Origin of the sequence: uncultured Campylobacter sp., assembly GCF_938030685.1 — a bacterium.
GTDB lineage: Bacteria > Campylobacterota > Campylobacteria > Campylobacterales > Campylobacteraceae > Campylobacter_B.
The window spans coordinates 1-26541 of sequence record NZ_CALHHX010000142.1 but is presented as its reverse complement, the minus strand read 5'-3'; the positions used below and the strand labels follow the sequence as shown (position 1 = coordinate 26541).

Sequence of the window (26541 nt, the reverse complement as noted above, 5' to 3'; positions counted from 1 at the left end):
AATCCCAAAAATCCCAAAAATCCCAAAAATCCCAAAAATCCCAAAAATCCCAAAAATCCCAAAAATTCCAAAAATTCCAAAAATTCCATTCCTCTCAATTCTGCAAGTAAAATTTTAAAACCGCAAGTAAAATCCCAAATCCTTGGCAAAATTCCATCCATAACAAAGCTCGCAAAATCATACTTTAAACTAGCTTTTGTTACAATCGCAAGTTTTTAAATCCAAGGACAATTATGAAAAAGTTTATATTTTTTATCACCACCCTGCTTTGCTCTTTGAGCCTTTACTCCGCAGATACCAACCCGGACGCGCCGCTTAAACTCGATCCTAGCGTAGTGCACGGCGAGCTGGCAAATGGCGTGAAATTTTATATCCTCAAAAACGACGTGCCAAAAAATAGCGCGCTTTTTTACCTCAACGTAGCCGCAGGTAGTGTTGATGAAAATGATGACGAACAGGGTCTTGCGCATTTCGTCGAGCATATGGCATTTAACGGCAGTGAGCACTTCGATAAAAACGAGCTAGTCCATACCCTGCAGCGCCTGGGAGTAAAATTCGGCGCCGATCTCAATGCACAGACTGGCTTTGAAAACACCACATACAACATCCAAGCCCAAGTGAGCGACGAGACGCTAAAGGACGTATTTTTGGTACTGCGCGATTATGCAGGTGGCGTAAAATTTGACGAGAACGAAACGCAAAAGGAAAAGGGCGTCATATTAGAAGAAGCAAAAAAAGGCTTTGAGAGGCGCTTTTACGAAAAGCGCGCCACATATTTATACCCTAATTCTATATTTTCCAGACGCTTTCCGATCGGACAAAATGAAATCATCAAAGGCGCCACCGGCGAGCAACTAAAAAAATTCTATGCGCGTAACTACCTTCCTAGCGCCATTAGTATCATAGTCGTAGGCGACGTAAACATTGAGCAGATTAAAAACCTAATCAAGCAAAATTTTAGCTCTCTTTCTGCGCACGGCGAAAAAATCCCGCGCGATCTTAGCCTACGCCCATTTGAAGGCGGGCTAGCAAGCACCGTAGAGCCCGAGCTCGGCACTAATGTCGCTAGCGTGCTTTACGCAGGCAAATATGAGCCGCTAAGAAGCTACGGTGCGCTTAAAAATGAGTGGCTGCAAGCCTACGTATCGAGGCTGATGGAGCTTGGATACGACGCGATGAATGTAAATGCCAAAATTCCGCTTAAAGCCTATTTCGGCTCGGACGATCTGTTTAAAAACCGCAGACTATACAGCATAAGCGCAAATATTTTTAATTTCGACGCCAACGCCACATTAAGTAGTCTTTTTAGCGCGATCAAAGGAGTGCGCGAACACGGATTTAACAATGACGATTTTGATAGCGTTAAGGCGGAATTTAAACATCAAGTGCAAGCCGATCTGCTTAAAAACGATACGCAAAGTGCGCAAATGGGAGCATTACTTGATTTCGTACAAAACGGCAATGTAAAGCTTAGTAAGCAAGACGAGCACGATCTAAGCCTCAAGGCCTTAGAAGAAATAACGCTAGCAGATGTTAATAAATTTTTCTCAAAGATAACGGATGGAGCGAGATTTACGGAGATTATCTCGGCAAAGGATTTGGGCATTAGCCAAAAAGATGCGGAGCTGCTCTACGAAAAGGCAGTGCCATTTAATTTCGCTGCTTCGAAGCTTGCTTCCAAGCAGCTTGCGGGAGCAGATTTAAAAGAGACGGAATTTAAAACGCAAAAAGGCGCTAGCGGCACTGAAATTTTGGAGTTTAAAAACGGCGCGAAGGTAATTTTAAAACCCCTTAAAAGCGAGAAAAATAAAATCACCCTCGCAGCCGTTAAAAAAGGCGGCTACGCACATTTTGGCAAGGCTCGTGGCGAAATTTTAACTGCGCTGCTCAACTCGGGCACCATAGGCGAGCTAAACGAATATGAGGCGGGACGCTTGACCTCAAAATTTGATTATAAGCTAAGATTTAGGATGGATGACGCAGACTGCGGTTTTAGAGGCGCAGGGGCGGATCTGGAGGCGATGGCACACGAGCTTTACGCGAGATTTAGCGAGCCGCTAATTCATGCAAGCTCGCTTACAAAATACAAAACCGACGCGCTTTCGGCGATTGCGCTACGAGACGAGACGGCGGAATTTAAATTCGGCGAGCAAATTTTAAAATCTCTATATTCGGGAGATACGGCTCGCAAGCAGCCGCTTAGCGTAGATGACGTAAAGAGCGCAAATCTTGCCGATTTACAGCGCGATGCGGATGAAATTTTTTCAGGTGTTGGAGATTTTATCTTTGTACTTAGCGGCGATTTTGAGCCTGCGCGCGCAAAACAAATTCTAGCCAAATATATCGGCAATCTAAAGCCCGGCACAAGCAGCGCTACGCCTAAAACTTTGATGCTAAATACTTCTAGCGGCGAGATTGTGCAAGATTACGGTGATAGTGATAAAAGCGAAGTTCGGATGATTTTTTCAAACTATGAGCTGCAAAATTTTGACTTTTCAGACACTTATAAATTTCAAGCGTTAAAAAGTGTGCTAAGCAATCGCATCGTCGAGCAGATCCGCGAGGCGCGCGGACAAATTTACTCGGCGATGGTGCATAGCGCCTATGTGCGTGAGCCACAAATCGCAGCGAGCTTGAATGTATCGTTTTCTACCGAGCCGAAAGATGCCCGTGCCGTTGCAGCAAGCGTGAGTGAAATTTTAAAACAGATCGAAAGCTCCGGTGCGAAAGATAGCGAGCTTTCAAATTTCAAAAAAGCGCAAATTTTATCGACCAAAAGAGCTGCGCAGACGAATGATTTTTGGCTTGCTAATATCACTGCACACGAGCTTTACGGCTATCCGCTCTATGATGAAAAAAGCTACGCGGCAAGCATAAATGCGGTAAAAAGCGCGGATGTGCAAAAAGCCGCACAAATGCTAAGCGATAGGCTATTTACAGCGATTTTGAATCCAAAGGAGCATTGATGTTTGCTTCATTTTTTAAAAACAAAAAATGGGCATTTTGGGCATATTCTGGAATATTTTTTCTAATTGCGATTAATTGGTATCAAACTACCTTAAATGTGAGAATAAACGAATGGTACCGCGCGTTTTATGATATGTGCCAAAACATAGATCGTCATACACTAAATGATTTCTATACGCAGATGAAAGTTTTTTTATGGATAGCGATGCCCTACGTAGTCTCTGCGATTTCAGAACGATATGCAGCTCGTATTTGGACATTTAAATGGCGGGAAGCGATGACCTTTTCTTATTTTTCATACTGGAAAAAGGTAAGTAAAGATATCGAGGGAAGCTCGCAACGTATCCAAGAAGATATCTTTCGCTTCTCAAGAACTATCGAGGAAATGGGTACGAGAGTGCTTTCGGCAGCTATGACACTGTTTGCATTCATACCTGTGCTATGGGGGCTTAGTAGCAACGTTCCTTTTGAATTTCTAAAAAAAATCCCGGGCTCACTTGTTTGGATTGCACTTGCAATCAGCATCGGTGGGCTAATAATTTCTTGGTTGGTTGGCTGGTATCTACCGAGGCTGGAATACAACAATCAAAAGGTCGAGGCGGCTTTTAGAAAAGAACTTGTTTTTGCGGAGGAGGATAAGATAAATTACGCAAGCGAGGAAAAAATTCTTTCGTTATTTGATAAGATCAAATATAACTATTTTAAACTGTATCTGCATTACTGCTATTTTGATATGTGGTTCAACTCATTTTCGCAGTTTCTAATGATCGTACCTTACTTGATAATGGGTCCTGGGTTATTTACTAAGGTAATTACACTTGGAGTTATGGTTCAGGTGAGCAACGCCTTTAATCAAGTGCGCGGAAGTTTTAGTATTTTTATGAATAACTGGACGACGATCACGGAGCTTCGCTCAATCCATATGCGACTTAAAGAGTTTGAAAAAAATATTGATTACAAGGGCTAGATAAAATTTCGCCCGCACCTTGAGCCGGAATTTCGCTCTCTAAATTTAAAGCGAAATTCCGGGCCGCAAGCTTTTAAAATTTCTACGCTTTTACTGCTCTCTTTTTTCGTGATGAACGATGTTTAGCTTTATAAATTTATAGCTCGCGATTAGCAAGATCATCCAAATCGCGATGAAAACTAAAGATTTGATCATTTTTAATCCTTAAAATTTTTATAATGCGGCGCATAAAAAGCGCCGCCGGTATGAAATTTAACCAAGCGCAAAAGCACGCAGTGCCGCGCACGCGAGCAGCCTCTCGCCGCCACACGGCTCGCGGAAGCCGCGCTGGAGCAGGTGCCTAATAATGCTCGTTTGAAAGCCCCTCTTTATCGAGCTTTTTAGCGTCCATCAGCCACCAGACGTAGCTGATATAACCCAGCACGAAAGGCACTACAAACGACACGTAAAACATCGTCTTAAGCGTATAGAGGCTCGAGCTTGCGTTGCTTATCGAAAGCGAGCTTTGCAGGTCGAAATTTGACGGATAAAACGCCGTGTTGTTTAGACCCAGGATCAAAAACACGCTCGTTACCGCACATACGACCCCCACGCCGTAGGAAAATACTCCGCGCACGCTGCTTGTAAATGCGCCTTTGAATATCCCCACTAGCACCAGCACGACGCCGAGCAGTAGCAAGACTAGCACTGCAGGCAGGCTTAGGTAATTGTGCAGATACTTAAAACTCTCGAGACTTACGACGCCGCCCGCGCCGACTGCATAGCCCTGCTTTAGCAAGACCCACGCCAAAAACGCGATGAAAAATACCAAAAACGCGCTAGCGTTAAATTTAAGCGAAGCTTTGAGCTTAGCGATCATTTCGGGCTCAGCAATATTATTCATTAAGTATAAATTTGCTCCCGTCCTAGCGCAGAAAAATAGCGCAACTCCCAAGATATAATTAAACGGATTTGCTAGCGCCTCAAGCCCACGAGCGGAGTTTTTCCACTGCACGAAATTATTATCGCCCAGCGCGAACTCGCTGCCGCTAAAAAGCGTCGAGACGATGATACCGAGCAGGATCGTACCCAGCGAGCCGTTTATGAAAAGAAAGGCTTCATAAGTTTTAGCGCCCAAGAAATTATCGGGCTTTTTTCTGTATTCGTAGGCGACGGCTTGGATTATGAAGCAAAAAAGCAGAGCCATCCACGCCCAATATGCCCCGCCGAAGCTGGTCGCATAAAATAGCGGAAACGCCGCAAAGCACGCTCCGCCGAACATCACGAGCGTAGTAAATGTAAGTTCCCATTTCTTGCCGATGGAATTTATTATAAAATCCTTCTCGGTCTCACTCTTTGCCAGCGTAAAAAGCAGCGTCTGACCGCCCTGCACGAAGAGCATAAAAACCAAAATTCCGCCCAGAAGCGAAACCACGCACCACCAATAAATTTGAAAAATTTCGTGCATCTTAAAATCCTATCTTTATCTGTTTTAGCATGATCTTTATCTCGGCTATGAATAAAACCGTAAATAAAACCGCAAAGAGCGCAAACGAGATCATTATGTTCGTTCCCGCTAGGCTCGTAGCTGCGACGCCCACCGGCATAAGATCTTGTATCGCCCACGGCTGGCGCCCTACTTCGGCCACGATCCAGCCCGCCTCGCACGCGACGTATCCCAAAGGAATGCTAAAGACGCAAAGCCATAGAATTTTCTTGTGTTCGGCGAGGTTCTTTCGCATCGCCAAAAATAGCGTCACGAAAAATAGCAAGATAAAATAGCTTCCCAAAGCCACCATCACGTGGAAGCTGTAAAAGGTAAGCGCCACGGGAGGGACGATCTGCTTCGCGTCGTCAAGGTAGCCGTAGCCTAAATTTTGCATATTTTGGTTGCCGAATAAAATTTCGTGCGCCTGCTGCATCGCCGCAGTATCATTGGCGTCTTTGGCGAGCTTGTAATCCTTTAGCGCTTGCAGGGCGATTTTGCCTTTTTCTATCTTTTTATCCGCGCCTTCGATGCCGAATTTTTCATTTCCGAATACCAGATCATCGATGCCCGGCGTGAAATTATCAAGCCCCCTCGTAGCCATTAGCCCTAGCGCATAGGGCGCTTTTATCTCGAACAAAAACGGCTCCTTATCGTCTCCCGGGGTTTTGCTCGGATTTAAAACTCCCGCTGCGACGATGCCCGCGTTTACTTCACCTTTATACAGACCCTCCATCGCAGCAAGCTTCATCGGCTGCTTTTGCGCGACCTGATAAGCGCTCTCGTCGCCGCTAAATAGCACGAAAAGCGAGCTTAGCATACCGAAGCTTGCCGCTACGATGAAGCTTTTTTTAGCAAGCGCGAAGTCTTTGTTTTTTAGCATATAAAACGCCGAAATTCCAAGCACGAAAAGCGCCGCGGTAATGTAGCCGCCGCCAACGGTATGTAAAAATTTAGCCACTCCGAAGTGAGATAGCGCGATATCTAAAAAATTACTCATCTCGTTGCGCATCGTATCTGGATTAAAGCTCGTACCCACCGGATTTTGCATCCAGGCGTTCGCGATTAGGATCCAATATGCGCTTAAATTTGATCCGATCGCCACGAGCCAGGTCGAGAGAAGGTGAAATTTCTTGCTCACGCGGTCCCAGCCGAAGAACATTACCGCAAAGAAGGTAGCCTCCAAGAAAAACGCCAGCAAGCCCTCGATCGCAAGCGGCGCGCCGAAGATGTCGCCCACGAACCAGCTGTAATTCGCCCAGTTGGTGCCGAACTCAAACTCCATTATGATACCGGTCGCGACGCCGATGGCGAAATTTATACCGAAAAGGCGCAACCAAAATTTAGTGATCTTGAGCCACTCCTGCTTACCGGTCGCGACATATAGGCTCTCCATAAACGCCACGATAAAGCTAAGCCCCAGCGTTAGGGGCACGAAAAGAAAGTGATAAAGCGCCGTGAGCGCAAACTGCGCCCTCGACCAATCCACGCTAGCAAGCTCTTGCATTCCTACTCCTTAGTCAAATTTTTATAGATGAAATCGATTTTTTCTTGATCGGTTTTAAATTTAGAATCCAGATTTTCGTCGAAAATGAAAAATTTAAGTAGCACAAAAATTATAAATAGCTTGATCAAAATCACCGCCCATAGCGTTTTGCCAAGCTTCATCGAAGCAAATCCGTGCGCGTAAAATTTTAAAATTTTGCCGAAAAACATCAAATTTTAACCTTTAGCAATTATTAGTTTATATTTTTTATTGTATAACAATTAATTAAAATTTAGCTTTAAATTTTGAAATTTTGGTAGCAATTTTATCTTTTTAATAAATGAGTTTTTGCGCCACCACACTTAAATAAAGTTTCTACCGCATAATTCGCAACCGATCGCATTTTACTTAAACTGCACAAAATTTTAGTTTAGATTTGTCATAAAATTTTAAAATAGAACATATCAAGAAGCAAGTAGAAAAATGTGCAAGGTTTCGCCAAGCATCTTTGTGCCTAATTCGTAGCGCTTTTTAATAGAATTTTTTACAGGCAAATTAACACGGTTCAGCTGAAAGCAAACCGTAAGAATTTTAAAATCAAACGCCCAAAGCTACACGATATAAAATTTAAGAACGTATAATTAACTCGACACAAAATTTAAAGCATTTCATTAGACTGGGCGGATAATTGAAAAGCCTAAGAGTCGATTTAGCGCAAATTTGCAGCACGGCTCATCAGCGCTACAATCTCTGCTAAGTCGAATTTGCCGCCGAAAAAGAGATTGAAAGCAAGCGCGCCCTGATTTATCAGCATCTCCTTGCCGTCTTTTACGGGCAGATTTTTTGTGCGCGCGGCTTGTAAAAACGGAGTCTGTTTGCCGTAGATCGCATCAAAGGCGAATTTTGCGCGGGATAAAATTTCATCTATTACCCCCTCGGGCGCTGGTAGCGCGTCATCTTTGAGACCTGCGCCGGTGGCATTGACGATCAGATCGTAATCTTTAAATTTGAAATTTTCATAGGTAAAAAATTCCTCGCAGCCGAAGTCAAAATCTTTTACGCTGCGGTTTAGGATGTCAAATTTCACGCCGTTTTTGCCTAGCGCGTAGCCGATCGCTCGCGTCGTGCCGCCCGCACCTAAAATAAGCGCATTGCGAATCTCACCAAAGCCCAAAATCGCGCAGAAAAAGCCTTGCGCATCGGTGTTAAAGCCGTGCAGTGCGCCGCTTTTTAGTACCAAGGTGTTTACCGAGCCGATCTGCTTAGCCGCCTCACTTAGGATGTCGCATGCTTTAAATGCGTCGAGCTTAAAAGGCACGGTTACGTTCGCGCCCGTAAGCCCTAAAGTTTCAAATTTAGCTCGCAGCTCCTCGCCGCACTGCAGCAAAACTCGCCCGTAGTAGGCGTCCAGCTCCAAAAATTTTATCGCGTAATTATGAAGTAGCGGCGAGAGAGAGTGGGCGATCGGGTTGCCGAAAACCGCGAATCTGTCCACTATTTCACTCGGTAGATATACGCTCCGCTATTGATGCTGCGCATATCGCTAAGCGCCTTTTGTAGCGCCTCACCCTCGAAAGGTCCGACTAAAATTTTAGTCACGCTCTTGCTTCCGACGTGAGTTTGCAGCGCAATTGGGCTGTAGCCTTTTTTGGTGATTTTTTTGGTATCAGATCCGTTTGGATCGTAGGCATTGGATGCGAAAACCTGCACATAACTGCCGTTTGCCACGCTGGTGCTGGTGCTCTTTGCTGCAACGCCAGCCTTTACGTTCTCGCTTTTAGACTCCGGCTTGCTAGCTTCTTTTTTAGGCTCGGACTTAGCAGGCTCTTTCTTGGTCTCAGCTTTAGCATGTTCCTTTTTAGCTTCCGTTTTTGAAGGCTCTTTTTTAACTTCTGCTTTTGCTTGTTTTTCGGGTTCTTTTTTAGGCTCTACTTTTTGCTCGACTTTTCTAATTTCGGTTTTAGAAGGCTCTTTTTTGATCTCGTCTTTTGCAGACTCTTTTTTAGGCTCGGACTTTTTTACGTCCGTTTTTTCAGACTTTTTGGCTTCGTCTTTAGGCTCAATCTTTTTACTTTCTATTTTAACTTCGGATTTTTTTGGCTCTTCTTTGATTTCGGGCTTTTGGATTTCTACTTTCTGCGCTTCAGGCTGAGCGCTTGCGACGACCTTACTTTCGGAATTAGGTTCCTGGGTTTTTATCTCTACTTTGGTTGGAGCTGCAGATGCTGCATTGGGTTCTGATTTCACCTCTACAGGCTCAGGCTGCGAAGGCTCAGGTTTTTGAACTTGTACGGCAGGCTTTTGCTCCGCTTTGGCAAGCTCTTCTTCACTAGGCATAGTAAGACCTGCGTTAGTATCAATATCGTCTTTATTAATAGCCTTCATTATGATTAAAATGATTAAGAATAAAACTACGACGCCGGCTGCAACGGTAAGACCCTTTTTCAAATTCGCGTTCTTATCGACATTGCCGCTATTTATCACTATATCGTCTATGCTGCTCATATCGAAATTTTTGTCGTTCATACTCTCTCCTAAGATTATTATTTACTTTGTAAATTCTACCACGCAAAATTTACGAAATAAATAATTCGGGTAAGCTTACCCGAATTTATTAAATTTAATACATCGCGCGGTCGTAGATGATAAAGCGGTGCGCCAAATCTCGCACTTCCTCTTTGACCTGCGCCTGAAGCTTAGAATTTGAGATATCGCTTAGCACATCGGCGATTTTATTTCCGATAAACTCAAATTCTTTCTCCTTCATGCCGCGCGCCGTAAGTGCGGGGCTTCCGACGCGGATACCGCTGGTGACGAATGGACTGCGCGTCTCGCCCGGCACGGTATTTTTATTCGTCGTAATGCCTGCATTTTCAAGCGCGGCACTAGCGTCCTTGCCGCTAAAATCTCTATTTAAAAAGCTCATTAAAATCAGATGATTATCGGTGCCGCCGCTAACGAGATCAAAGCCGCGCCCAACCAGCGTCTCGCCCAAAACTCTAGCGTTTGCCTTGACCTGCTTGGCATAGAGCTTCCACTCCGGGCTTAGATTGTGTTTAAAGCCGACCGCCTTAGCAGCGATGACGTGCATTAGCGGGCCGCCCTGGATACCAGGGAAGATCGCCGAGTTGATCTTTTTAGCAAATTCCTCGTCGTTGGTCATTATGATGCCGCCGCGCGGACCGCGAAGCGTTTTATGCGTTGTCGAGCTTACGACGTGGCAGTGCGGAAACGGATTAGTATGTTCGCCTGCAACGACGAGCCCAGCGACATGCGCTACGTCGGCGAAAAGAAACGCGCCCACGCTATCTGCGATCTGTCTAAATTTAGCAAAATCTATCTCGCGCGTATAGGCGCTCGCGCCGCAAACGATCATCTTTGGTTTTACGATCTGAGCGATCTCAAGCACCTTATCATAATTTATGCGGCCGTCAAGCTCCACGCCGTATTCGAAGCTCTCATACATCTTTCCGCTGCTTGAAACCTTTGCGCCGTGCGTCAAATGCCCGCCGTGGCTAAGCGCCATGCCTAAAATTTTCTCGCCCGGCTTCAAAAACGCGGCATAGACGCCTTGGTTGGCTTGGCTGCCGCTGTTTGGCTGGACGTTTGCAAACTCACAGCCGAAGAGCTTTTTGCAGCGATCGATCGCGATCTGCTCAATCTCATCTACGAACTCGCAGCCGCCGTAGTAGCGCTTGCCGGGATAGCCCTCGGCGTATTTGTTCGTTAGCACCGAGCCCATCGCTTCCATCACCTCGGGATAGGTAAAATTTTCGCTCGCGATCATCTCCAAATAATCGCACTGGCGGGTAAGCTCTTTGTTGGTTAAACTAAAAATTTCATTATCGAATTTTTCTAAATTTGACACGTTCACTCCTTCTCTAAATTTAGCGGCCTCATCGCAGGGAACAAAATCACGTCGCGGATCGACTTTTTATTCAGCAAAATCATCGCCAAGCGGTCGATTCCAAGCCCCCAGCCGGTAGTCGGCGGCATCGCGTAGCTAAGCGCGCGGACGTAATCCTCGTCCATCTCGTGAGCTTCGTCGTCGCCTGCATTTTTGGCATCGATTTGAGCCTTAAATCTGGCGTATTGATCGAGCGGATCGTTTAGCTCATTAAAGGCGTTGGCTAGCTCTTTACCTGCGATGTAAAGCTCAAATCTCTCGGCTATCTGCGGATTTTCGTCGCTTCTGCGCGAAAGCGGGCTGATCGAGATCGGAAAATCCACGATGAAGGTCGGATTTATGAGCTTAGCTTCTACGTAATTATCAAAAAGTTCGCTCTGTAGGTGACCTAGATCGAGCTTTTCATTGACTTCAAATTTATCCTCTTTGAGTTTAGCGATGATCTTTTCGCGATCATTTACGATCTGCGGCTCGATGCCGCCTATCTGAGTAAGCGCATCGAGATACTTTATGCGCGCAAAAGGCTTTGAAAAATCGATCTCGCGCTCATCGTAGGTTAAAATTTCGCCTAGCCCAAGCCTCTTAAATAGTGCTTTAAATAGCTCCTCGGTTAGGTTCATCGCATCATTATAATCATGCCACGCCCAGTAGAATTCTATGCTTGTAAATTCCGGATTGTGCGTCAGGTCCATACCCTCGTTGCGGAAGTTTCGGTTGATCTCAAAGACCGCCTCCATGCCGCCTACGACGAGACGCTTAAGATACAGCTCCGGCGCGATACGCAGATAGCGATCGACGTCTAGGGCGTTATGGTGCGTGATAAATGGCTTAGCGTTCGCGCCGCCTGCGATTGGGTGCATCATCGGCGTTTCGACCTCTAAAAATCCGTGTTTTTCAAAAAAACTGCGGATCTCGCTAACGATGATCGAGCGCTTGATGAAATCCTCGCGCACTTCGGGGTTCATTATCATATCGAGGTATCTTTGGCGGTAGCGCATCTCGATATCGACAAGGCCGTGAAATTTCTCCGGAAGCGGGCAGATCGCTTTGGACGCGAGCGTTATTTTGCTGGCATGGATCGAAAACTCGCCCGTTTGGGTGACGAAAGCGTATCCGCGCACCAAAATTATATCGCCCACTTCGAGATTTTTCTTAAATTTAGCGTAATCCTCCTCGCCGATGCTGTCGCGAGAGTAATAAATTTGAATATTGCCGCTTTGATCTTCTATGTTTGCGAAGGTGGATTTGCCCGCGACACGCTTTAGCTTTAACCTTCCGGCAAGGCTTACCTCCTTGCTCGCTTTTTTATCCTCGGTATCTGTGATGTAGCCGAATTTCTCTTTAAACTCGGCTATGCTCATATCCTTTTTTAGAAAGTGCGGATAGGGATTAGCCCCTAAATTCCGAAGTTCCGACGCCTTGTCTATCCTTTGGATCTCTAACTGGCTATCAAACAATCTACTTCCTTTTTGCCGCGCATTCAGGGCAAATTCCATACAGCTGCATCATGTGTCCCGTAAGCGTAAATCCGTGCTCTTTGGCGACGGCAAGCTGTTTGCGCTCGATAGTGGCGTCTTGAAATTCTATGATCTTATTGCAGCTTTTGCAGATTAGATGGTCGTGGTGAGGCTTGTTGGCAAGCTCAAATTTCTTGCCCTGTGCGCCAAATGAGATCGACGTCGCCATCCCCGAATCCTCTAATAAATTTAAGGTGCGATACACCGTCGCTATGCCTACGTTTAGCTCCGGAAATTTCGCTTTGATCTCGTTGTGAAGTGCCTCAGGCGTGAAGTGTTTGTTATTGTTATAAAGCGTGCGGAGTAAAACCTCGCGCTGCTTGGTATATTTTAGACCGCTAGCAGCAAGCGCCTTTTTAAACTCAACAATTAGAGCGTCAAACTCTAAATTTTCGATTTTTGCATTCATAATTTCGTCCTTTCTGTAGAATTTACTTCTGAACTAGCATTAAAATCGCTAGGTTCAGTGCTTTGATTTTGATCCGAGTTCATACGGGCGGTAGAATTTTGATCTTTTAAGAGTTTATCATCCATCTTAGAACCGATAGAATCTAAGCTTTGTTTGATCTTCGGATCGTCTTTGAGATTTAAAATCCAATTTCCTATTTTTAAAAAAATCGGCGCAGTTTTGCTGCTTTCAAAATACTTTTTAGTCTGTTCGTTCATCGACATAGGACCGCTTGCAAGCGTAACGATAACTGCAAAAATCAAGAAAATTTTACTTACGCTAAACACGAAACCGCCGATCTTATCGACAAATCCGAGTCCGCTCCATTTAAAGAATTTTGAAATGATTTCGCCTATAATCAGACACGAGATCCATACGCCAAAAAGCACAGCGATAAAGCCGATGAGAACCTGCGTCGTATCGCCTGAAAGCACGCCGTTTGCATTCTGCAAAGCTGGAATTTTTGCTGCAATCCACTCGCCTGCCATAGTTTTATAGCGCATCGCGGCAAAAAGACCGCCGATGAGACCCAAAATTCCAAAAATTTCTTTTACAATGCCATTGGTGATACCGCGCAGTCCGAAGAGCACTACGAGTACTAAACAGCCGACGTCGAACCAATTAATACCTTCCATCAAGCACCCACCACGCCTATTAGCTCTTGTAGGTTAGTCGAATACCTAAATGCCGTGTCTTTTGAAATTTGATTTGCACGGATCGCTTTAACCATCGCTTGAGTTTGAGTTATCATACCGGTAGATTGCTGATTTAGCTGCATTTGAGAGTAAATTTGATGCACCTTGTTTTCGCGGATTAGATTCGCTACGGCATTGTTATTTAGCAAAATTTCATGGATCGCGATACGTCCACCGCCAAGCTTCGGCAAAAGCGATTGTGAAATGACCGCGGTAAGTGAGACAGAGAGCATATTTCGTACTTGGAGCTGCTCGCCACCATCAAAGCTATCGATAATACGGTTGATCGTTTGCATCGCGGAGTTGGTGTGTAGCGTACCAAATACCAAGTGACCGGTCTCAGCCGCGGTAATGGCGATCGAGATAGTCTCTCTATCGCGCATCTCACCAACTAGGATAATATCCGGGTCCTCACGCAAGGCAAATTTTAACGCATTAGCGTAGGAATGGGTATCAGTGCCAATATTTCTGTGAGAGAAAAGCGCTTTTTTATTGGTATGGACGAACTCGACCGGATCTTCAACAGTGATGATGTGCTTGCGCTCTTTTTCGTTAATCTCGTTTAGCATCGCGGCAAGAGTAGTTGATTTACCACTACCGGTAGGTCCGGTAACCAAAATCATGCCTTTTTCGTGCTTGACTACCTCTTTAAAAATCGTAGGAGCTTTTAAATCATCCAGGCTAGGAATATCAATAGGAATAATACGAAATGCGGCAGCCAAATCACCGTTCATAGTGTAGTAGTAGTTACCACGGAAGCGTCCGATATTAGGAAGCTCGATCGCAAAGTCGAGCTCTTTATTTTCCTCGAGCGCACTTTTTTGAGCATCGGTAATGAGCGCGTAGCAGATATACTCGATATCCGTGCCCTTAAGCGGATCCATGGCAAGTGGACGCAGTGTGCCGTCGATACGTATTTGAGGCGCCGAGCGCGAAACTAAGTGAAGGTCGCTCGCTTTGTTAAAAACGACGGTTTTTAGTAGGGTTTCGATATCTACTAAATTTCTTTGAACTTCTTCCATAAAATTCCTTTCAATCGATGATTTTCGGTACTACGAAGTAGCCGCCTTCGGACTGCGGAGCATGCTTTAAGACGCTTTCTGCGACGTCGCTTTTGCGTGGAATATCTTTGCGAAACGGAGTACCGCCTTTCAGCGTAGTGATAGCCGCTTCGCCGCTTTGCAAATCCAGCTCATTTAGAATTTCTACAAAATCTACAATATTATTTAATTGACCTTTAAATTCTTCTCGCTTAGCATCCGGAATTTTAAGAGCGGATAGCCTTTCCAGCTTGCTTAGCAAGGCGTCGTCTATTATCATAACTTTCCTTTTTCTGATAAATGCGACATTATATCATAAAAATTCTTTATCTTAGGCGGTATTTAAAATTTTTTATGCTACAATTACGCCGATTTTCTCAAACAAAGGACTGAATTTTGGCTTTAAAAGACGACATCGAAGGCGTGAAAAAAGAGATTGGTACAGAAGAGCAGTTTCTAGAAAGCGTCATAAAAAGTGAAATTTTCGTAAAAAAATACAAAAAGCCGCTGATATTTTTGGCTGCGGTTTTGATCGTAGCGTTTATCGGATATTACGCAAATGAATTTTTAAGCGATCGCCGTATAGCAAGTGCTAATGCGATCTATGACGAGCTGCTTAACAAGCGCGATGACACTAAGCTAGCCGAGCTTAAGCAAAAAGATATAAATCTATACGCTCTTTATATTTTGCAAAACGGCTCTGCAGACGAGCGAGCGGCGCTAGAAAATACCCAAGGCATCGATGTTATGCTAAAAGAGATAATAAATCTACAAAACGGCAAACAAGGCGGGGTGCTACTCGCCGATTACGATTCTTTGCTTAAGGGCTACGACCTGCTAAAAGAGGGTAAAATCGAGCAAGCTCACGCAGAGCTAGATAAAATTCCACTCAACTCGCCAGTTCGTCAAATCGCACTTGCTTTGAAACACTATGGAGGCAATAAATAATGAAAAAAACGCTGATATTTACGCTTTTACTATCGTTTTTATTTTTGGGCTGCTCGACGAAGCGCCAGTATTTCGAACCTAGCGACGAAAACATCACAGGCGATATGAAATTTAACGGCTCGCTGCCGTCGGAAATCGTAGCGGTTAGTAAAGATGGTGCTACGCTAAAAGACGGCGAAGTCATCTCTAAAAACGGATTGGTGAAAAATTTCAAAGTCCTAAAAAGTGAAAAATTTTTAGGTGAATATGACGGAAATTTTGTCGTAACTGATATCAATGGCACGCTTAAAGTAGTTAGTGGCACAGGCGCCGTAAAATTTGAAAAAGCCCTCGGCAGACAAGCGCTCAGTGCAAATATACGTGGCGATGATTTGGCTTTAGTGATGAGCGATGATTCGATTATGCTTATCAAGCTAAGTTCGGGCGCAGTGGTACTCGATCATAAAGTAGGCGATGCATTCGCAATCGATTCGCGCGTAGCGTCACCACTATTTATCAACCAGCTTATCGCTTATCCTGCGTTAGACGGACTAGTCAGCATCGCAGAAAACGTAGGTGGGCGCTCGGCACGCGATTTCGTCGTAAGCAACCAGCCGTTTTTTAACAACATTATTGCCTTAGAAAACAAGGGCGATAACCTTTATGCCGTAACTGCCACTAGGCTAATGCTGGTAAGTCCTGCGGGCAATAAAAACCATAATGTAGACATTAAAGACGTGATTTTTAGCGGCGATAGAATTTATCTTTTCTTAAAAGACGGCAGAGTCGAGCTACTAGATCGCGGGCTAAATTTACTCAAATCGCGTAAATTTACCTTCGCGCAGTTTAGCGGCGCGCTGCTTAGCGGCGGCTATCTGTATATCATCGAGCGTAACGGCTACGTGATCCGCGTGGACGAAAATTTAGAAGGCCAGGCGATCTACGAGCTAAATGGCGAGTTCGAGGATAAGTCTTTTATCGCAGGCAGCTCGTTTTACTACGACGATAAAATTTTAAATTTTGATGCTAGATAAAATTTCAAAACTCTGCGTTCGCGAAGGGCTTCTGCTTCAAAAATTCCAAACGCTAGATATCGCTAGCTTCACGCGCTCGCGATCATACGGCGCGTATTTTGGCGTGGATCTGAAAAGCTACAACGTCCTTTTATTTATGCGCGACGCAAAATCTCGCTTTGTGATGCGCGACGCGGAATTTCTACTCTCGCTCGCAAACGACATTAGCGTAAGTCTCGGCAAGGTCGTCAAGAAGCGCGTGCTGTTTTACAACTCGCAAATGTGCTCCAAAAGCGCGAAATTTTTAAAAGAGAACGGATTTAGCCTCTATGCTTTTGTGTGACGTAGGAAATTCTAGAGTTAAATTTTATAAAGGTGGCGTAACGCAAAGTATGCCTGTAGCGGAGTTTATGAGGTACGAGCCCAAGGAGCGAATTTTTTTCATTAGCGTCAATGATAGTGTGAAAAAAAAGCTAAAAAACCCTCTGCTTGTTGATCTGGCACCGCACTTTGAGCTAAAAACCGCCTACCGTGGGCTTGGGATCGACCGCATAGCGGCGTGCTCGGCCGTAAACACCGGCATCGTCGTCGATGCGGGCAGCGCAATCACCGTGGATTTGATGTTTAAAGACTCGCACCTAGGCGGATTCATAATGCCCGGTATCGGCACACTTTTAAAATCTTTCGCGAGCATCGCGCCCGTGCTGGATGTTACGCTTTCAACCAATATCGATCTGGATCCGCTACCGCAAAAGACCGCAAGCGCCGTAAACTACGGGATTTTAAAGCCTATCGTGCTTACGATCGAAAACATCGCGGGCAATAATAAAATTTACTTCACGGGCGGCGACGGAGCCTATCTGATGCGGTATTTTCGCAACTCGATCTATGAAAAGGATCTGATCTTTAAATCGATGGTAAGCTTGATCGCAAAAAAGGGGCTCGCATGATAACCATAGCGCTACCGAAAGGCCGCATAGCCGACGACACGCTTAAAATTTTTAAAACCATCTTCGGGCTTGATTTCGCCTTTGAGGATCGCAAACTCATAATGCAAGAGGGCGATTTTAAATTCCTCTACGTCCGCAACCAAGATATCCCTACTTACGTTATGGGCGGTGCGGCGGATATCGGCGTAGTGGGGCTTGACGTGCTTGAGGAGCACCGGCCCGACGTACTTACGCTGCTCGATCTTAAAATCGGAAAATGCCGCGTCTGCGTGGGCGTACATGCGGGCACGCAGCTAAACTACGGTGCTCCGAGCCTAAAAATCGCTACGAAAATGCCCAACATCACTCGCGAATACTTCGCTTCCAAGGCCGTCGCCGTAAATATCATCAAGCTCTACGGCTCGATCGAGCTAGCCCCTCTCATAGGGCTTGCCGACGCCATCGTCGATGTCGTCGAGACCGGCGCTACGATGAAGCAAAACGGCCTGCAGCCCGCAGAAACCATAATGCAAAGCTCCGCGCACCTCATCGCCAACAAAAACAGCTTCGTGCTAAAACGCGATGAAATTTTAAACCTGCGAGATAAACTAGCCCGCGCGATCGCGTAACGCTTGCTTGCCCTGCCACGAAGTGTTTGCAACCGGCGCGGCATATTTTGCGTGAGTAAATCATCGCCACCTTGGCGCGCTGTCATTTACAAAACCGCTGCGTATAGAATTTTACGGCAGCAACCAACCGCACCGACTAAATTTAAACCAACCTGCAAATTTGATCTATCAAGAAGTGGAAGCGCTGTCGAGCCACGGGGCGTAAAATTTTAAAATTCTATCGCTACAAATTTTAAAATTTAGCCTAAATTTACAGCTCGCAGAATTCCGAAATTCTAAAACCCTGCGGCATAGAATTTCAAAATTCTAAAATCTCGCTACACAATTTCACGCCGTAAAATTTCAAAATTTTGCAAGTTCTAAATTTAGGCTCAAATTTCCGCGGCTTGGAAACGACAGAATTTCTGAATTTCAACTCGCTAAATTTCGCCGCTCAAAATCGTGCAAAATTTAATCGGCGATACTTTTAAGCATAGAAAGTAGCCTACGCCAAAAACAATATGCTAGCCGCCCACATCTCAGCTACTTAGAACTTCGCAAGCCGCGCGTACGGATCAATCCCTGCCGCAGCGGCATTTGAAAAACTGCTTCATAAGGCTTACAAAGCCCGCACAAGAAGCATTATCACCTATATTTTCGGGCAGGACAAACACGCTTAGCGCGATCAATATATATAGCGCGAAAAATTCCAAATATAATCGTTTAATAATTTTGATAAATTTTGGATTTAAGACAGGTTGCATCCCGGCGCGCGGCTCGGCTCGAGCCCAGTCCGCACTAGCTTGATTTTTTCGGGCACCGTTTGCTTAGGTCAGCTTTGTTTCGGATTTTTTCTGCACGTCTTGAGTCTGTTTTTGCGTGCTTTACTAAATTTGCTCGGCGAAATTTTACCGCGATAAAATTTTACGTAGTAAAACTATGCCTAAAATTTCAAATCCGCTAAAGTTTAAAATTTTAAAGCTGCGTAGAGATTCGCCAAAGTAAGGCTTCGTTCGCAAAAATTTAGCTAGAAATTTAAAAGTGTCCGCGCCATTTATCGTGCCGCAGGTAGGCTAGCACGACAATATAATTCATGCTCTGTCGAGGTATGGCGAGCTGTTATTGCGGTAACTCAAACGGCATGCCACCAAGCCTCACCGACGCAATAAAGCAGAAGTGGTCTATGTTTTTGTAAATTTATGGCAGATAAAATTCCGCCACAATAAACGCAATAAATTTAGATATCACGGACGATCTGCGTGGTTTTAGTTCTTGCGTGCAGCACAATAAAATTTTATGCTAAGCAAGCCTGGATTGTCGAAAACCCCCTTACTTTATTATCTCGGCCGCGCTAAAAACCATGACTGTTTGCGACGCTAAAAGCTACTTACGTGCAAAGCGAACAAGAATAAAATTTTACCGACCTGGCGCGACGAAAGAGTCGCACCTACGCCGCGATAATTTCGCGCACCTTTTCGGTAAAATTATCGCTCACGATGTATTCGGTCGGATAAACGAGCACCTCGCTGCCGTTGCGGATCCGCAGAATCAGCCGCTTGGTGTTTTTTAGCGCCGTGTCGCAAAAGGCGAGATGGTAAATTTTATAAATTTTCTCGCGGCTAAGTTCGCCTAAGCTTAGCTCAAACTCGAAATCCTGCGCGTTTTTGCGCTGCGCCTCGCGCTCTTTGCGCGCCTTAAGAGCGGGATCCTCCGCAGTAAACCCGCCCTTTCGCTCAGCAAAATTCCCGCTGCCGTAGCCGCCGCCTCGTTCGCTACCAAAGTTTCTGCTGGAGCCGAAATTGCTGCCGTTAAAGCCCCCGCGCTCCCCACCACCGGAGCCTCGCACCTTGCTAGGTACGTAGCCGTCGATATTTTGCGCGGCATCTAGAGTTAAAATTTCATCCAGATAAATTTGATATTTCCCGCCGTAAGGGGATGTGTTTTTGCTAAGCCGCGCCCAAAACGCCATCGGGCGCTCCAGCTGCGCATCCGTTAGCGCAGTGACCGCATCACAAATATCACCGAACGCGCTCATCTCGAAGCTGCCCGCAAGATCAAGCACCGTAAGATTTGCCATCTGCTTGCCCGATTTAGTCGTGCGGGTGTGGACGTTTTCGATCTTGCCGACGCATAAAATTTTAACGCCTGCGCCCCCGTCGTCCACCAGCTCGCCGAATTCGCCGGATTTGGTGTATGAAATACCGTCAAGCTCACTAGCATAGGCTCTTAGCGGATTCTCGCTCAAAAATACTCCCGCGCGCGGACGGAAGCTCGCATCGCGGGCGTTTTGCAGGCTCATCATCGAAAGAAACGACAACTGATACGCCGCGCCGCCGACCGCACTTTTTGAAATTTTAATCATAAAGGCGTACGGGCGCTCCCGCTCCTGCGGGCTTAAGTTTTCGATCGCCTTTAGCGCGTTATCGAACACCGCAAGCTCGAAGCTGCCGTGCAGATCAAGCACGTTTAAAATCCCCATTTTTTTGCCCGTTTTCGTCATGCGCGTGGACAGATCCTCGATCCGCCCCACGCTAAGCACCTCGGCGCTATCGCCCTCGATCTCGCTAAACGCCGAGGATAGCGTATAGTCGATGCCTTCCATCTCCTCTTTGTAATCATCTAGCGGATGCCCAGAGAGATACACGCCCACGGTCTGCTGCTCAAATTTTAAAATTTCGCCCTGCGGAAATTCCTTATCGGTATCGACGAAGCTTACGCTCATGCCGCTCGTCATATCCTCATCCTCGCCAAAAAGCGAGCTTGCGGCGTCCTTTTTAATCTCGGTGATCTTCTTCATCACGTCTAGGATATTTTCCATATTTTGAATCATCGCCAGGCGACTCTTACCCAGACAATCCATCGCGCCTGCGTAGATCAGCGACTCGATGACCTTTTTATTGACGCGGAAATTATCCACTCGCGAAGCAAAATCGTCGATGCTTTGAAATTTAGCCTCGCTTTGAAGCTCTAAGATATTCTCGATTGCAGCGCCGCCCACGCCCTTAATCGCTCCTAGGCCGTAGATGATCGAGGTGCCCGATTTGGAGTTTTCGTCGTCCACGACGCTAAAGCCTCTTAAGCTTTGATTGATCGACGGCGGCAAAAGCCCGATACCTAGGCGGCTCGCCTCGTCGATATACTTTGAAATTTTATCGGTATTGCCCTCCTCCGAAGTAAGCAGCGCCGCCATAAACTCCGCCGGATAGTAGGTCTTAAGATAGGCCGTTTGAAAGGTGATCATTGAATACGCTGCGGCGTGAGATTTGTTAAAGCCGTAGGAGGCAAATTTCATAATCAGATCAAATAGCTCATCTGCCTTAGCTACGTCAAAGCCCAGCTCTTTGGCGCCGCTTAGATACTGCTCTCGCATATGAGCGAGCTTCTTTTCATCCTTCTTACCCATCGCGCGGCGCACCAGATCGGCATCGCCCAAGCTAAAGCCGCCCACCTTCTGCACGATCTGCATAACCTGCTCTTGATAGACGATGATGCCATATGTTGGCTCTAAAATTTCTCTTATCTCGGGGAAAATATAGCTTGCTTTTAGCTCGCCGTGTTTGATCCTGATAAAATCGGGGATTAGATCCATCGGCCCCGGGCGATAGAGCGAGATCATCGCGATGATATCCTCGAAGCGGTCGGGGCGCAGGTTCATCGCAAGATCCTGCATGCCCGCACCCTCGATTTGAAAAATCCCCAGCGTGTTGCCGCTTTGAATGGTTTTGTAAGTTTGCGGATCGTTAAAGTCTATCTCCTCCCAAACTATGTCGCGATTATAGCGACGCTTGACGAGCTTAGCGGCATTATCGATCACATCTAGGTTTTTAAGGCCAAGGAAGTCAAATTTTATCAGATCGACGTCCTCGAGATAGTTTTTGGTGTATTGCGTTACTAGGCGCGCATCCTCGCCCTTATCCTGCTTAAATAGCGGCGCTTTGTTCCACAGCGGCTCGTTTGAGATCACCACTCCCGCGGCATGCATTCCTGCGTTGCGATTTAGCCCTTCAAGGCCCAGCGCAAACTCCCAAACCTGCTGTGCGATCGGATCTGCGTCGATAAATTCTTTCAGCTTCGGCTCGGCGTCGTAAGCCTGCTTGAGCGTGATGCCAAGCTTGTCGGGGATCAGCTTCGCCATCTTATCGGCTTGTGAAAGCGGCATATCGCAGACGCGAGCCACGTCGCGGATGACGCCGCGCGCGAGCAGCTTACCGAAGGTCGCAACCTGCGCGACGTTGTATTTGCCGTACTGATCGATGACGTAGTCGATCACTTCGCCTCTGCGCGCCTGGCAAAAATCCACGTCAATGTCGGGCATCGAGATACGCGACGGATTTAAAAATCGCTCGAAAAGCAGATTATACGGGATCGGATCGAGGTCGGTAATGCGAAGCGCATATGCGCAGATGCTGCCCGCCGCAGAGCCGCGACCGGGGCCTACGGGGATATCGTGATCCTTCGCCCAGTTGATGAAATCCTGCACGATGACCATATAGCCCGAAAAATGCATGTTTTTGATAATGGCAAGCTCCTTTTCCAGGCGCTCGCGATAAATCTCGTGCTTGGCGGGATCGATAAATTTAAGGCGCTCTTTAAGCCCCTCGCGGCAGAGATGATCGAATAAAAAATCGTCGTTTGCAAAGCTATAGCGCTCCGAGGGCTGCGGCAGCGAAAGCCCGAGCCTATCGGCGTATTCGATCGTAAATTTAAAATTCGGCGGCGTCGGCGCGTAGTCTTTCTCGTCGAAGGCAAATTTCAAATTGCACTTTTGCACGATCTCCGCGGTATTTTCGATCACTTCGGGGATGTCCGCGAAAAGCCGCCTCATCTCCTCGTCGCTTTTTACGTAAAATTCCGAAACGACGTGTTTTAGGCGGTCGCCGTCGTTGATCGTCTTGCCCATCGAGATGCATTGATAAACGTCGTGAGCCTTGGCGCGGTCTTTGCGCGCGTAGTGAGCGTCGTTGGTGGCGATGATCTTGACGCCGATTTCGCGCGAGAGGCGGATGAGATCCTTATCGACGTTTAACTGCTCGCCGATGCCGTGGCGCATGATCTCGAGATAAAAATCCTCGCCGAAAATTTCCTTATACTCAAGCGCTGCTTTTTTCGCCGCTTCGTAGCCGCCCGCGCCTCGTTTTAAATTTCGCTCGCTTTGATTTAGATGAAATTCCACCTCGCCCGCTAGGCACGCCGAGGAGCAGATGAGACCCTCACTGTGCTCTTTTAAAATTTTTTTGTTGATCCTCGGGTAGTAGTAGAAGCCGTCCAAAAACGCGCGCGAGCTAAGATACATCAAATTCTTATAGCCCGTCTCGTTTTTGGCAAGCAGTATCAAGTGGTAGCGCTGGCGGTCGCTTTTATCGCCGATATCATCGTGGTTGTGCAGGTAGGTCTCGATGCCGATGATCGGCTTGATGCCGTGCTTTTTCATCGTCTGATAAAAGTCTATCGCGCCGAACATATTGCCGTGGTCGGTGATCGCGCACGCCTTGGTGCCGCGGCTCTGCAAAAGCTCGGCGAGCTCGCTTACTTTATTCGCGCCGTCTAGCAGCGAATACTCGGTGTGAAGGTGCAGGTGGGTGTAGTCGCTCATTTTTGGTCCTTTTTTGATTTGGAGATTATAGTAAATTCGGGCTTTAGAAACGGTCAAATTTAATGGAATTTTAGCTTAAATTTCAGCACGAAATTTTACAAGTAAATTTTATTACGGAATTTTACTTCGGAGGTTTTACATTCTGGATCTTGCGAATTAAATTTTGACAAAATTTTAAGTTTAAAATGCTGTGATGAAATTTTGCTATCATATAAATTCCGCTCACACGGAATTTTGAGCTAACGCAATTCCGCAAAATTCTACGACTTAGATCGTCGTAAAATTTTGCGGTTTAAAATTCGAGCTTGCAAAGCCTTGCGGCTCTACGATCTTGAGAATTCCACGATCGCTTTAGCAAGCTCTCTAGTAGGATCAACGAAAATTTTATCGCTTTTGATTAACGGCAAAAATAGCGGCAGCTCAGTGCAGGCAACGACGTAAATATCAGCATCGATTTTGCCTAGCAAATTCTCAAAAGCCCCCACGTATTCGGCAGTCTTGCCCGCCTTAACGCCTTTGTAGATACAATCCATCAAAACCGCTTGATTTTCTTCGCCAAGCTCCACGCTGATTAGCCCTGCTTCTTTAAGCGGATCGTCGTAAATTTTAGCTTTTTTTGTACCGATAGTAGCTAGCACAGCTATTTTATGGGCGTTTGGATAATTTTTGCGGATCGCTTTTACGGTGACCTCGGCGATATGAATTAGCGGGATTTCCGCCGCAGCTTCTACATCGTCTGCGAAAAAATGCGCCGTGTTGCACGCCATCGCAAACGCCTTGCAGCCTGCATTTTTGAGCCTAATGGCACTTTCGCTTAGGCGCGGAAGCGGATTTTCACCTTTGCCTAAGATAAATGCCGTGCGATCTTCAATCTGCGGATAGCTATCAATTACAAGCGGAATATTTTCTTGATCGCTGCTCGCCGCAGTCTCTTCTATGATCTTCATATACAGATCCGCACTCGCCAAAGGTCCCATTCCGCCGATAATTCCAACTCTTTTCATAGCTCGTCCTTTCTAAATTTTACTTGGGCTAATTTTCCCACTTACTCATATCCATTTCATTTTCGCTCTTTGCGACGTAGATCGACGCCACAACATCGCCCGTTACGTTCATCGAGGTTCGCCCCATATCCAAAATCGCATCAATGCCTAAAATCATTCCGTAAGCGATCGCTACGTTACCACTTACCTTGACGCCGATAGATTCGAGCACTAAAAGCAGCATCAGCGCACCAGCCCCCGGAACTCCGGCAGTTCCGATCGCCGCAAGCATCGAAGTGATGATGATCGTGAGGTAGTGGCTGCTGTTTAGATCGATACCGCAAGCATTAGCGATAAAAAGTGTGCACACGCCCAAATACACGGTCGTGCCATTCATATTCACCGTAGCACCCACGGGCAAAACAAAGCCGTAGATCGCCTTTGGAATGCCCATATCTTCGGCGGTTTGCATCGTAATCGGAAGCGTGCCGTTGGAGCTGCGGGTAACAAAAGCCGTAAGCATCGGCGGGCGCACTTTTTTAAGAAATTTAATCGGGCTGACTCCGATAAGCATACAAATAACGCAATAAACCGCAAATACTTGAATCGCAAGTCCCACGTATAGGGTAATCGTGACATTTAATAGCGAGCTGAAAGCCTCGATACCGCTTTTATTAAACACTACAAACATTAGCGCAAAAACGCCGATTGGTGCGTATTGCATCACCCAATGCACGACCTTAAACATAATTTCGCTCATTCCATCGAAAAAATTATAAACCGTATCAGCGGAATTTTTAATACGAGCATCACTACTGTCGCGGCAAAACGCAAGCCCTACGCCAAAAAATAAGCAAAACGCGATGATCGGCAAAATTTCGCCCTTGGCTATGGAATCAAAAGGATTTGTAGGAATTATATTAAGCAAAATTTTACTCATACTAGGCGCGTTCGCTGCCTTTTCGACAGCCTTGGACGCATCGCTTAGATCAAGCCCGCTACCTGGAGAAAATATAAACGCGCACGCTAGACCGATGACGATCGCAAAAAGCGTCGTTATAGCGTAAAATATGATCGCCTTAACGCCTACTTTGCCCAGGTGCGCGGGCGAGATACTGCTAGTGCCCACGATCAGCGAACAGATGATGATCGGCACCATGATCATCTTTAAAAGTCGCACGAAAAGATCTCCCAAAGGCGTTAAAATCGCTACCCACGTGGTATCGCCCACCGGCATATTTTTAGGTAGTAACATACCAATCGCAGAGCCCAGCACTAAAGCGATAACGATGCGCCAAAGCAAGCTTGAGTTAAAATAAAAAGCTAAGATTCCGCCTTTTTTCGTTTGATTTTCTGACATGGACATCTCCCCGCACTAAGAATTTTAATGGAATTCTACCGCAACTTGCCATAAAATAAAATTTAATCGATCGCCAAATGAAAGTTAAATTTGAAAATTCAATCGCGAACTTGCCGCATTTTAAAGCGGGAATTATGCGGCAGGCTTTGTCTTTTGAAGTTATGAAGCGGAATTTCAAAGGAAAAACGACGCATGAAATTTATAGAATTTTGCCGATTTTGATGCAGTGAAAAGCCAAAAATTTTGTGGTGGTGGGCTCACTAGGACTTGAACCTAGGACCATCCGGTTATGAGCCGGATGCTCTAACCAACTGAGCTATGAGCCCGCCAGCGGTGAAAAAGAAATGTGATTTTACAAAAATAATCTTAAAACGGCGTTAAAATTCTAACCGCAGAATTTTATGAAACTTAGGCCCGCCCAAATCGCGGCTAAATTTCACACCAAAACGCGCAACTTTATCTGATTTCCGATCAGATCACTTTCGTGCGCACAAGGCGGCGTAAATTTAAGACAAAATTTATATAAATTCCAGCTCTTAAATCCGCCGCGATAAATCTAATCCGCTCGCAAATCGCGTAAATTAATAGCTTTTTACTTGAATAGGCTCCGATAGCATTTTAGGGACGCCCGGTAAT

22 protein-coding genes and 1 tRNA gene are annotated in these 26541 nt (G+C 46.0%); 7 read left to right on the top strand and 16 right to left on the bottom strand.

What is annotated here, in order from left to right; translation table 11 throughout:
- Positions 1 to 233: 233 nt before the first annotated feature.
- Complete coding sequence (locus Q0369_RS06675; protein ID WP_298097662.1) at positions 234 to 2966, top strand: pitrilysin family protein; 2733 nt, start codon at positions 234 to 236, stop codon at positions 2964 to 2966.
- Entirely contained in the window at positions 2966 to 3934 is a 969-nt protein-coding gene (locus Q0369_RS06670; protein WP_297988748.1) for a putative transporter, read from the top strand. The genes Q0369_RS06675 and Q0369_RS06670 overlap by 1 nt, the downstream gene beginning before the upstream one ends.
- A gap of 340 nt (positions 3935 to 4274) precedes the next feature.
- Here the strand turns inward: Q0369_RS06670 and Q0369_RS06665 are convergent, their stop codons facing one another.
- From Q0369_RS06665 to gatC, 11 genes are all read right to left on the bottom strand, one after another.
- On the bottom strand, positions 4275 to 5381 hold the full coding sequence (locus tag Q0369_RS06665) for a cytochrome d ubiquinol oxidase subunit II (protein WP_298097657.1): 1107 nt from the start codon (positions 5379 to 5381) through the stop codon (positions 4275 to 4277).
- 1 nt (position 5382) lies between these two features.
- On the bottom strand, positions 5383 to 6906 hold the full coding sequence (locus Q0369_RS06660; protein ID WP_298097652.1) for a cytochrome ubiquinol oxidase subunit I: 1524 nt from the start codon (positions 6904 to 6906) through the stop codon (positions 5383 to 5385).
- A 2-nt stretch (positions 6907 to 6908) separates the two neighbouring features.
- Positions 6909 to 7115: a DUF4492 domain-containing protein gene (locus Q0369_RS06655; RefSeq protein ID WP_005871229.1), complete on the bottom strand. Its 207-nt coding sequence runs from the start codon at positions 7113 to 7115 to the stop codon at positions 6909 to 6911.
- Between the two features lie 479 nt (positions 7116 to 7594).
- Positions 7595 to 8380, bottom strand: coding sequence for a shikimate dehydrogenase (locus Q0369_RS06650; protein WP_298097647.1), 786 nt, complete (start codon positions 8378 to 8380; stop codon positions 7595 to 7597).
- Complete coding sequence (locus tag Q0369_RS06645; RefSeq protein ID WP_298097644.1) at positions 8380 to 9411, bottom strand: hypothetical protein; 1032 nt, start codon at positions 9409 to 9411, stop codon at positions 8380 to 8382. Before Q0369_RS06645 ends, Q0369_RS06650 begins: the two co-directional genes overlap by 1 nt.
- Before the next feature lie 94 nt (positions 9412 to 9505).
- On the bottom strand, positions 9506 to 10753 hold the full coding sequence (locus tag Q0369_RS06640) for a serine hydroxymethyltransferase (protein ID WP_298097641.1): 1248 nt from the start codon (positions 10751 to 10753) through the stop codon (positions 9506 to 9508).
- 2 nt (positions 10754 to 10755) lie between these two features.
- The gene (gene lysS / locus Q0369_RS06635; protein WP_298097638.1) at positions 10756 to 12249 is read right to left on the bottom strand and encodes a lysine--tRNA ligase; all 1494 of its coding nucleotides are present in this window, start codon (positions 12247 to 12249) and stop codon (positions 10756 to 10758) included.
- A 1-nt stretch (position 12250) separates the two neighbouring features.
- Positions 12251 to 12718, bottom strand: coding sequence for a Fur family transcriptional regulator (locus Q0369_RS06630; protein WP_005871221.1), 468 nt, complete (start codon positions 12716 to 12718; stop codon positions 12251 to 12253).
- Entirely contained in the window at positions 12715 to 13392 is a 678-nt protein-coding gene (locus Q0369_RS06625) for a CvpA family protein (protein ID WP_100067315.1), read from the bottom strand. The genes Q0369_RS06630 and Q0369_RS06625 overlap by 4 nt, the downstream gene beginning before the upstream one ends.
- Positions 13392 to 14474 carry a type IV pilus twitching motility protein PilT gene (locus tag Q0369_RS06620; RefSeq protein ID WP_005871218.1) on the bottom strand — a complete coding sequence of 361 codons (1083 nt, stop codon included), beginning with the start codon at positions 14472 to 14474 and terminating at the stop codon, positions 13392 to 13394. Before Q0369_RS06620 ends, Q0369_RS06625 begins: the two co-directional genes overlap by 1 nt.
- Positions 14475 to 14484: 10 nt before the next feature.
- Positions 14485 to 14772, bottom strand: coding sequence for an Asp-tRNA(Asn)/Glu-tRNA(Gln) amidotransferase subunit GatC (gene gatC / locus Q0369_RS06615; RefSeq protein WP_291939991.1), 288 nt, complete (start codon positions 14770 to 14772; stop codon positions 14485 to 14487).
- A gap of 116 nt (positions 14773 to 14888) precedes the next feature.
- Between gatC and Q0369_RS06610 the strand changes: the two genes are divergently transcribed.
- Genes Q0369_RS06610 through hisG form a run of 5 tightly spaced genes read left to right on the top strand, consistent with a single transcriptional unit; the run spans position 14889 to position 17990 of the window.
- On the top strand, positions 14889 to 15440 hold the full coding sequence (locus tag Q0369_RS06610) for a hypothetical protein (RefSeq protein ID WP_297963491.1): 552 nt from the start codon (positions 14889 to 14891) through the stop codon (positions 15438 to 15440).
- Positions 15440 to 16453, top strand: a complete 1014-nt coding sequence (locus Q0369_RS06605; protein WP_298097635.1) for an L-seryl-tRNA selenium transferase — start codon at positions 15440 to 15442, stop codon at positions 16451 to 16453. The genes Q0369_RS06610 and Q0369_RS06605 overlap by 1 nt, the downstream gene beginning before the upstream one ends.
- Complete coding sequence (locus Q0369_RS06600; protein ID WP_298097632.1) at positions 16440 to 16775, top strand: hypothetical protein; 336 nt, start codon at positions 16440 to 16442, stop codon at positions 16773 to 16775. Before Q0369_RS06605 ends, Q0369_RS06600 begins: the two co-directional genes overlap by 14 nt.
- Positions 16762 to 17382, top strand: coding sequence for a type III pantothenate kinase (locus Q0369_RS06595; protein WP_298097625.1), 621 nt, complete (start codon positions 16762 to 16764; stop codon positions 17380 to 17382). The genes Q0369_RS06600 and Q0369_RS06595 overlap by 14 nt, the downstream gene beginning before the upstream one ends.
- Complete coding sequence (gene hisG / locus Q0369_RS06590; RefSeq protein ID WP_177388436.1) at positions 17379 to 17990, top strand: ATP phosphoribosyltransferase; 612 nt, start codon at positions 17379 to 17381, stop codon at positions 17988 to 17990. The genes Q0369_RS06595 and hisG overlap by 4 nt, the downstream gene beginning before the upstream one ends.
- A gap of 554 nt (positions 17991 to 18544) precedes the next feature.
- Here hisG and Q0369_RS06585 read toward each other — a convergent pair.
- From Q0369_RS06585 to Q0369_RS06565, 5 genes are all read right to left on the bottom strand, one after another.
- Positions 18545 to 18682: a hypothetical protein gene (locus tag Q0369_RS06585; RefSeq protein ID WP_298097622.1), complete on the bottom strand. Its 138-nt coding sequence runs from the start codon at positions 18680 to 18682 to the stop codon at positions 18545 to 18547.
- A 734-nt stretch (positions 18683 to 19416) separates the two neighbouring features.
- Positions 19417 to 23562, bottom strand: a complete 4146-nt coding sequence (dnaE, locus tag Q0369_RS06580) for a DNA polymerase III subunit alpha (RefSeq protein ID WP_298097620.1) — start codon at positions 23560 to 23562, stop codon at positions 19417 to 19419.
- A 323-nt stretch (positions 23563 to 23885) separates the two neighbouring features.
- A complete protein-coding gene (locus Q0369_RS06575) occupies positions 23886 to 24566 on the bottom strand; it encodes an amino acid racemase (RefSeq protein WP_298097617.1) in 681 nt (226 codons plus the stop codon).
- A 28-nt stretch (positions 24567 to 24594) separates the two neighbouring features.
- Positions 24595 to 25905: a dicarboxylate/amino acid:cation symporter gene (locus Q0369_RS06570; RefSeq protein ID WP_298097615.1), complete on the bottom strand. Its 1311-nt coding sequence runs from the start codon at positions 25903 to 25905 to the stop codon at positions 24595 to 24597.
- Positions 25906 to 26154: 249 nt separating this feature from the next.
- Positions 26155 to 26231, bottom strand: a tRNA-Ile gene (locus Q0369_RS06565).
- Between the last annotated feature and the right edge of the window lie 310 nt (positions 26232 to 26541).

What these genes read in the sequence shown, in the direction of transcription:
- Q0369_RS06675 (WP_298097662.1), top strand. Translation starts at nt 234, where the DNA reads ATGAAAAAGTTTATATTTTTTATCACCACCCTGCTTTGCTCTTTGAGC.
- Q0369_RS06670 (WP_297988748.1), top strand. Translation starts at nt 2,966, where the DNA reads ATGTTTGCTTCATTTTTTAAAAACAAAAAATGGGCATTTTGGGCATAT.
- Q0369_RS06665 (WP_298097657.1), bottom strand. Translation starts at nt 5,381, where the DNA reads ATGCACGAAATTTTTCAAATTTATTGGTGGTGCGTGGTTTCGCTTCTG.
- Q0369_RS06660 (WP_298097652.1), bottom strand. Translation starts at nt 6,906, where the DNA reads ATGCAAGAGCTTGCTAGCGTGGATTGGTCGAGGGCGCAGTTTGCGCTC.
- Q0369_RS06655 (WP_005871229.1), bottom strand. Translation starts at nt 7,115, where the DNA reads ATGTTTTTCGGCAAAATTTTAAAATTTTACGCGCACGGATTTGCTTCG.
- Q0369_RS06645 (WP_298097644.1), bottom strand. Translation starts at nt 9,411, where the DNA reads ATGAACGACAAAAATTTCGATATGAGCAGCATAGACGATATAGTGATA.
- Q0369_RS06630 (WP_005871221.1), bottom strand. Translation starts at nt 12,718, where the DNA reads ATGAATGCAAAAATCGAAAATTTAGAGTTTGACGCTCTAATTGTTGAG.
- Q0369_RS06625 (WP_100067315.1), bottom strand. Translation starts at nt 13,392, where the DNA reads ATGGAAGGTATTAATTGGTTCGACGTCGGCTGTTTAGTACTCGTAGTG.
- Q0369_RS06620 (WP_005871218.1), bottom strand. Translation starts at nt 14,474, where the DNA reads ATGGAAGAAGTTCAAAGAAATTTAGTAGATATCGAAACCCTACTAAAA.
- gatC (WP_291939991.1), bottom strand. Translation starts at nt 14,772, where the DNA reads ATGATAATAGACGACGCCTTGCTAAGCAAGCTGGAAAGGCTATCCGCT.
- Q0369_RS06605 (WP_298097635.1), top strand. Translation starts at nt 15,440, where the DNA reads ATGAAAAAAACGCTGATATTTACGCTTTTACTATCGTTTTTATTTTTG.
- Q0369_RS06595 (WP_298097625.1), top strand. Translation starts at nt 16,762, where the DNA reads ATGCTTTTGTGTGACGTAGGAAATTCTAGAGTTAAATTTTATAAAGGT.
- hisG (WP_177388436.1), top strand. Translation starts at nt 17,379, where the DNA reads ATGATAACCATAGCGCTACCGAAAGGCCGCATAGCCGACGACACGCTT.
- dnaE (WP_298097620.1), bottom strand. Translation starts at nt 23,562, where the DNA reads ATGAGCGACTACACCCACCTGCACCTTCACACCGAGTATTCGCTGCTA.
- Q0369_RS06575 (WP_298097617.1), bottom strand. Translation starts at nt 24,566, where the DNA reads ATGAAAAGAGTTGGAATTATCGGCGGAATGGGACCTTTGGCGAGTGCG.
- Q0369_RS06570 (WP_298097615.1), bottom strand. Translation starts at nt 25,905, where the DNA reads ATGTCAGAAAATCAAACGAAAAAAGGCGGAATCTTAGCTTTTTATTTT.